Source organism: Ohtaekwangia sp. (genome assembly GCF_036786105.1).
GTDB lineage: Bacteria > Bacteroidota > Bacteroidia > Cytophagales > Cyclobacteriaceae > Ohtaekwangia.
On the sequence record NZ_DAIQRQ010000056.1, the window covers coordinates 24,231 to 31,273 of the forward strand.

Annotated in this window: 6 protein-coding genes; 2 read left to right on the forward strand and 4 right to left on the reverse strand. The window is 44.4% G+C overall.

Annotated features, from left to right (window positions below):
- A partial coding sequence (locus tag V7Q33_RS18625) for a sugar phosphate isomerase/epimerase family protein (RefSeq protein WP_333820805.1) occupies positions 1-826 on the forward strand: 826 nt, incomplete at its 5' end.
- Here V7Q33_RS18625 and V7Q33_RS18630 read toward each other — a convergent pair.
- From V7Q33_RS18630 to V7Q33_RS18645, 4 genes are all read right to left on the reverse strand, one after another.
- Complete coding sequence (locus V7Q33_RS18630; protein ID WP_331978297.1) at positions 818-1,252, reverse strand: acyl-CoA thioesterase; 435 nt, start codon at positions 1,250-1,252, stop codon at positions 818-820. The two genes, V7Q33_RS18625 and V7Q33_RS18630, sit on opposite strands and share 9 nt — an antisense overlap.
- Before the next feature lie 65 nt (positions 1,253-1,317).
- Positions 1,318-2,241: an aspartyl protease family protein gene (locus tag V7Q33_RS18635; RefSeq protein ID WP_331978295.1), complete on the reverse strand. Its 924-nt coding sequence runs from the start codon at positions 2,239-2,241 to the stop codon at positions 1,318-1,320.
- A gap of 272 nt (positions 2,242-2,513) precedes the next feature.
- Positions 2,514-4,202 carry a S8 family peptidase gene (locus tag V7Q33_RS18640; protein WP_331978293.1) on the reverse strand — a complete coding sequence of 563 codons (1,689 nt, stop codon included), beginning with the start codon at positions 4,200-4,202 and terminating at the stop codon, positions 2,514-2,516.
- A 381-nt stretch (positions 4,203-4,583) separates the two neighbouring features.
- A complete protein-coding gene (locus V7Q33_RS18645) occupies positions 4,584-6,023 on the reverse strand; it encodes an aminotransferase-like domain-containing protein (RefSeq protein ID WP_333820806.1) in 1,440 nt (479 codons plus the stop codon).
- A gap of 163 nt (positions 6,024-6,186) precedes the next feature.
- Here V7Q33_RS18645 and V7Q33_RS18650 point away from each other — a divergent pair, with 163 nt between their 5' ends.
- Positions 6,187-7,029 (forward strand): DUF817 domain-containing protein, encoded by an 843-nt coding sequence (locus V7Q33_RS18650; protein WP_333820807.1) that lies wholly within the window; start codon positions 6,187-6,189, stop codon positions 7,027-7,029.
- Positions 7,030-7,043 lie beyond the last annotated feature (14 nt).

A 7,043-nucleotide genomic window follows, 5' to 3' on the forward strand; every position in this document is an offset into this window, starting at 1 on the left:
CTCCCTACGCGCGTTTCTGGTATCGCTCCTGTTGTTTGCCAGCATTACCCTTCAGGCCCAGGAAATCGGGTTGCAACTACATAGCCTCCGTAATCAATTTGCTATCGATGTGCCCGGCACCATGGCCAAGATAAAATCCCTCGGTATAAAAGAAATTGAATTGGGCGGAACCTACGGTTTGCCATTTCCCGACTTCATCAAGTTAATAGCCCAGAATCAGCTGCAAGTAGTAAGCTACGGTACTGACTTCGATCGCCTCATGAATTTTCCGCAAGCCGTAGCCGATGATGCCCGTGCATACGGTGCCAAGTTCGTGGTCTGCTTCTGGATACCACACAACGGCGATACATTCACGGTTGAGGATGTAAACAAAGCTGCAGCGGTATTCAACAAAGCCGGAAAAATATTGGCACAGAATGGATTGCTGCTTTGCTATCATCCACATGGATATGAATTTCAGCCACATGAAAAAGGAACCTTGTTCGACTATATGATGGACACATTCGATACGCGCTATGTGTATATGGAGATGGATGTGTTCTGGGTAAAGCAGGCAGGACAAGACCCGATAGCGCTGCTAAAGCGATATGCAAACCGCTGGGTATTGCTTCATCTGAAAGACCGTAAGAAAGGAACTCCCGATAGTTTGAACGGCAAAGCGGATGACGACAGTAATGTTACGCTCGGCAAAGGCGATGTGAACATTGCGCAGATCATGACAGAAGCAAAAGCTATAGGTATAAAACACTATTTCATAGAAGACGAATCGTCACGGGCAGAGCAGCAGATACAGGAAAGCCTCAGCTACCTGCGATCATTAAAGTGATTGTAGTTTCTCTAGGAGAACAAGCGGTATAGCAGCAATTTTTCTTTTTTCATAATCGAAGCAGACGATACCGGTTTTGCCTCTTGCTACTTCTTTGCCTGTGGCTGTATTCTCCAGCAGATAGTACATTTCAAATCCAAAGCGGGAGAAATCATCCACCGCAATTTTAATGACGAGGCGATCGCCTAAGAATGCTTCTGATTTATACTGAATGGCAGCATCGGCAATGATCTGCCCGACAGCTCCATCAAAACTGATCTCATCTTTAAAGCCGAGCGATCTGTAAAGTATAACCCGTGCTTCCTGCATCAACGTAAGAATAGCATCATTGCCAACATGCGCTCCATAGTTGAGATCGGAAACACGAACGGGTAACTCTGTAGTAAATATAAATTTCTCAGGCAGTGTGATTTGTATCCGCGGCATGGTGTGAAGATAAAGAATCGAACCATGCCACGGTACTTTGTAGACTAAATCCTCTCCATAAACAGTCATACAATTTTTTTAAAGCCAGCGTAGCCTTTGCAGTAATTAAGCACCAGGGTATAATTTTTCAGAATGTTCATACCGATCGATGCATAGTTGTGCCACGGTGAATAAATAATACCGGTCGGTAAATTCTTGATCTCGAGGGCGCTTAGCTGAAGCACTTCTGTGTTTGTTTGATATCCTTCAATGTCTCCGTTAAGTCCGCGGCCTAGCACCGTTTCGCGTGGACGAAATTTGAATTTATAGCTATCCATATCCGTTGTTTTGAGCAGCAGGCCCAGTGTAGAACCCGTATCGATCATCAGGTCGCACACATGCGTTCTGTTTTTGTCGAATACTACGCGGCAATCGATCAATGGTCGTGAGTCAGCAATGCGAATAGGAACTTGTATATAGTCTGGGTTCAACGTAGCGGTAGCCGCTGGTCGAAACGTAATTTGTTTTTCCTTCGGGTTAATCTCAATCTCGAATTTGGTGAACACATCGTAGCCGATTACACCATGTACATTTATAAAAGAATGAAAGAGGTTTTGTTCTGGTATAACTATTACCGGCAGTAGTTCTCCCACCACAGCATCGATAGCAACTTTATTGCTAAGTGAAAGCGCTCCATTTACAGACCGGCCGGATCCCAATCCGGAAAATTGTACTTTCTTGTCAGGCTCAAGCTTGAATAGTTTCTGAAAGCGCTTTCCGAACAATACCAGGTTTCGACAACCGGTATCGAGAATGAGATTTACTTTGATAGAATCGTTGATGACCACGGGCAACAAGATCAGATCATCTACACTTTTATATCGCATAGATACTTCCTGCAGATGATCCGGAAGGGAGAACCCATATTTTTTGGCAGGGGCAGATAGCAATGTCTGGCACGACACGAGCAGCACGAATGCTGCGATAGGAATTTGTAAGAACGACTTCATAAAAGGGAGCTTTAGTATAGGAAAGCTACCGGTTCGCTATCCGCCGGGGCACACGCGTAAAGGCGGATTTTTTACCCCCTGTCTGGAAAATGAAATACAACGATTGCAATGAAATAAAGCGAGGTTTCAGCAGAAGTCGGTATGTATATCGGTAATTATTTAAACAATCCATACCACCAGACGCGTGATTTTTGCTTTAGGTATAAATAAAAAGTGCTGAAGATTTTTTTCTTCAGCACTTTTTGTGTCATTATCGAACGCTTTGTGTACGCTTATTTTTCCAGCGGTTTACCTTTCATGGATTGTGCAAGCTTTACAGCTTCATAAGCATTCACCAAACCACCGGTGCTGCTCAACTGACTGAACGGAACCTTCTCTTGCGAGCCCGGTTTGGTAACCTTTAGTCCGTCAAACTTGCGTGTTGACTGGCGGATCACATCTTTTAATTGTGTCGCGGTAAGATCAGGGAAATACGACAACAGGATTGCCGCTACACCCGCAGCAGCAGGGCTTGCCATACTGGTACCTTGTAACTCTTCGTATGTGTTTTCCGGTGTGGTAGAATATATCTGTACACCCGGAGAAAAGAAGTCCACTGATTTCTTTCCGTAGTTAGAGAACGAGCCTACAAAGTTTTCATCAGCACCCCACGAGGATGCTCCGATCTCCAACCATGTTTTCGCTTCCCCACCTTTCAGGAATTTACGGTTTGGAAAGTTTGATTCAACATCGGTGTCTTCACCTTCATTACCCGCAGCATGCACAAGTAATACACCTTTCGATTCGGCATACTTCACAGCTTTATCAACCAGGTCTTTATTAGGTGAGAATGATTTACCGAAGCTCATGTTAATGATCTTCGCTCCGTTATCTGTAGCATAGATAATAGCGTTGGCTATATCTTTATCGCGCTCATCGCCATTGGGTACAGCACGAACAGACATGATGCGCACATTATCCGCTATACCTTTAATACCAATTGTATTTTTGCGATTGGCACCAATGATACCGGCAACGTGCGTACCGTGGCGAGCATCCGGTCCCTTCACATCGTTGTTGCCATAATGCTTTTCAGTGAGATTTTTTGGATCATCGCCCACAATAGAGCGTGAGTTGAAAGTGAGGCTATAGCCATACTCAACGGCTACACGATAGTGATCTATACCCTCTTCAAGCTGACCGATATAGCTTTTCAGCTCATCGATAAACTCACTCACCAGAATATCTTCTTCTACATTCTCCATCACTTTCGTTAACGTTTCTTTCGCAAAACGAAGTGTGTCATTGGTAGCGTTTACAGAAGCAAGAGATGATTTGCGAACAGGCTTGCCGGTTGTGGCTTCCAGTAAGCTATCGCAGAAGTCGATGGTACCCAATGCATTTTTATATAGCTCGTATTGCTGTTTATATTGTTCATACTGTGTTTTGTTGAACTCAAAATCGCGATCATATTTAGCCTGCACTGTTTTCCAGTACGCGTACTCGGCCTTATCTTTTTTGGATACTTTTTTCTCTTCTACATTTTCATACTTCGGCTTGAGGCGCGCGTACTCACGTGTTACTTCATACGTGTCTTCATTTACATTGCCGTTTTTACCGCCAATGAAATTCCATCCGTTCACATCATCGATGTATCCGTTCTTGTCATCATCAATACCATTGCCGGGAATCTCATCTTCATTTACCCAGATCACATCCTTCAGATCTTCATGGTTAATGTCGATACCTGAGTCTATTACAGCTACCAGCACGGTTTTAGAGGGCTTGTCCTTCAACAGCGTTCCATATACTCTTTCTACGCTAAGCCCCTGTATATGATCGGTCTCCGGATCGCGTAAGAACCAATCCGAAGGAGCAGTAATTGTATCCTGTTGTGAGCTTTCAGTCTGGAAAGCATTGGCATTAACGGCTAACACGCTCGCTGTGAAAAAGAAACCGAGCCGGAAAATCTGTTTTATCATAATTCGTTGGTTTTCAAATAAAAAACACTGCAAGATAAGGAGTTAAGGTTTAATTGGAACAGGCAATTATACAGGTGGTTTTGGGATGCAAAACTTACAAAAGCCTTGCCGAACTTACTTCAGTGCGGGATGATAACAGAGGCCCGGGCTGTAATGCCGGAAAGCTGGCATCTTTGGGATAGAATATAACCACTTCGAATTATGGTTTATGTCTTTCTCTCAATATTGGTGTTTTTTGGAGTTTTCTTCTGGCAGTGTGACCGATTATCGAACAAGAATATCGGCCAACAGTAATGTGGAAAAAATCGTCATCCAGTCAGAATAACGTCAGGCAGAGGAAACAAATTTTGATGCAGATTCAATAATGTCTGCAACCGCGGTTTATTTCCAGTCGCGTACTAGTTTCCCCAAAGTTTTAATTCCTTCTTCAATCTGCTCATTCCACGGAGCACCATAACTTAACCTGAAGCAATTTTCAAATCTTCCCTGCGTAGAAAAAATCTGTCCCGGGGCAATGCCGATGTTGTGCTTTAACGCGCGCTTGTGAAGTTTGAAAGCATTAACCTTCTTGTTCATCTCAATCCACAATGTAAAGCCTCCCTGCGGGCGTGTAACGCGCGTATCGTCAGGAAAATATTCAGACACAGCCTGCAGATAGCGCAGCGATTGTGTGTGCAGCGCCTTGCGCAAATGGCGGAGGTGCAATTCATAACGACCATTGCTCAGAAAATTGGCAACGGCTGCCTGTGTTAATGTATTGGTAGAAACAGAATGCATGCGCTTGAGCCGCATAACGCGTTCTTTAAATTTACCCGGTATAGTCCAGCCGATACGATAGCCAGGCGCCAACGATTTGGAGAACGAAGCACAATGCAATACAAGTCCTTTCTTATCGAACGTCTTGCACGTCTTCGGCCGCGTTTTGCCGAAATATAGCTCTCCATAAATATCATCCTCGATAAGTGGAATCTCTTTCTTCGCCAGCATGTCCACCAGTTTTTTCTTTCGATCGTCTGGCATGCAGCTACCCAACGGATTGTTGAAGTTGTTTACAAATAAACATGCCTTGATATCGAAGCGCGGTATAGCCTGCTCCAGGTAATCTATATCTATACCCAGCAACGGGTCTGTAGGTATCTCCACCACTTTCAACCCATGGCTCTCCATGACCTGAAATATAGCATAGTATGTAGGTGTTTCAATCGCTACCGTATCACCTGGTTTTGTTACCGCTTTCACGCATAACGACATAGCTTCTACGGCACCTGCTGTTACTACTATATCATCTTCGCTCGGTGTTCCGCCCCAATTGAAAGCCTGTCGCGCAATTTGTTTCCGCAGCATGGCATTACCCTGTACATTTTCGTAATTGAGACAACTCGTGGGAGATTCGCGTATAGCTTGCAGCGCTGCTTTGTTCAGCTTGGCGGTTGGCAGCAGTTTAATAGAAGGTGTGGCAAGTGAAAAATTGGTAACACCTTTTGCGTTGAGATCATTGTATACACTGTTGATCATATCATCAACACTCACGGGCACAGCATCATCGGATGGTTCGCAAACCTGCGGAATATCCAGTATATGCTCACGCGAATACTTCACATAATACCCTGACTGCGGACGAGCCTCGATCAACCCTTTACTCTCCAGAAGATAATACGCCTGAAAAGCCGTGCTCAAACTTATACCTTGCTCTTTACTAAGCGCCCGCACTGACAGCAACTTATCGCCTACCTTCAGCACCTTCTTCTCAATAAGCGACTCAATACGCTCTGCTACCTCAGTATATTTATGTTCAGTCTTTACTTCCAATACATCCTTCATAATAAGAATTTTTGGTTGCTAGCCTCCAGCTTCCAGTAGCTTGCAGCCAGAAGCCAGCAGCCAATTGAAAACTGATCGGGTTAAAATTAACAAAATGAAAACTGTTTTGGTTGATGATTTTGGTTGAAATGTGTAAATCTTTTTCCCCGGTACTTCCGTTACTATGGGCTTGAAACAGCTACACCTTACTCTGGAGAACTGGCTCACACCCCATGGTGCCGAGAGCAGGTTTATGTCGTTCGCGAAGCAGTTTATCTGGTTCGGATACTTGCAGGCTATATCTTGTGTTTTCCCGGTGCTCATCTTTCTTTCGCTGGCCCTTTCTTCTGCGTTGCATCTTGGTATACCGCGCTACGATCTGTTGCTCATTGTCTGTATACTGGCACAAGTGATCATGTATAAAACCGGTCTTGAAACGCGCGATGAAGTGCTTGTCATCACCATGTTTCACTTGCTGGGATTGATTATGGAATTGCACAAAGTATATCATGGTTCGTGGTCGTATCCTGATCAGGCCTATACCAAAGTGTTTGGTGTTCCACTGTATTCAGGTTTTATGTATGCCAGCGTAGGCAGCTATATATGCCAGGCCTGGCGAAATTTGAGACTCGATACCGTACATTGGCCAAAGACTATATATGCTGTAGCCATAGGCGCAGCGATCTACCTGAACTTTTTCACCAACGCGTTTATCACCGACCTGCGATTCTACATTACCGTGGTGCTGATTATTATATTCTGGCGAACAAAATTTTCGTTCCGTCTTCACGACAAGGTTTACTATATATCGGCACTGCTTTCGTTCGTGATCATCGGTTTCTTTATATGGCTTGCCGAAAATATAGCTACCTTCTTTGGCGCCTGGAAATATGCCTACCAGCATAAAGGCTGGCAAATGGTAACGTGGCATAAGATCACTTCGTGGAGCCTGCTGGTGATTGTGAGTATAATTATCGTTGGTCAGTTGAAGCGGTTGAAGGAGAGTAGGGGTGTTAAGAAGCACTAAGTTGAAAGTTCAAG

What these genes read in the sequence shown, in the direction of transcription:
- V7Q33_RS18650 (WP_333820807.1), top strand. Translation starts at nt 6,187, where the DNA reads ATGGGCTTGAAACAGCTACACCTTACTCTGGAGAACTGGCTCACACCC.
- V7Q33_RS18640 (WP_331978293.1), bottom strand. Translation starts at nt 4,202, where the DNA reads ATGATAAAACAGATTTTCCGGCTCGGTTTCTTTTTCACAGCGAGCGTG.
- V7Q33_RS18635 (WP_331978295.1), bottom strand. Translation starts at nt 2,241, where the DNA reads ATGAAGTCGTTCTTACAAATTCCTATCGCAGCATTCGTGCTGCTCGTG.
- V7Q33_RS18630 (WP_331978297.1), bottom strand. Translation starts at nt 1,252, where the DNA reads ATGCCGCGGATACAAATCACACTGCCTGAGAAATTTATATTTACTACA.
- V7Q33_RS18645 (WP_333820806.1), bottom strand. Translation starts at nt 6,023, where the DNA reads ATGAAGGATGTATTGGAAGTAAAGACTGAACATAAATATACTGAGGTA.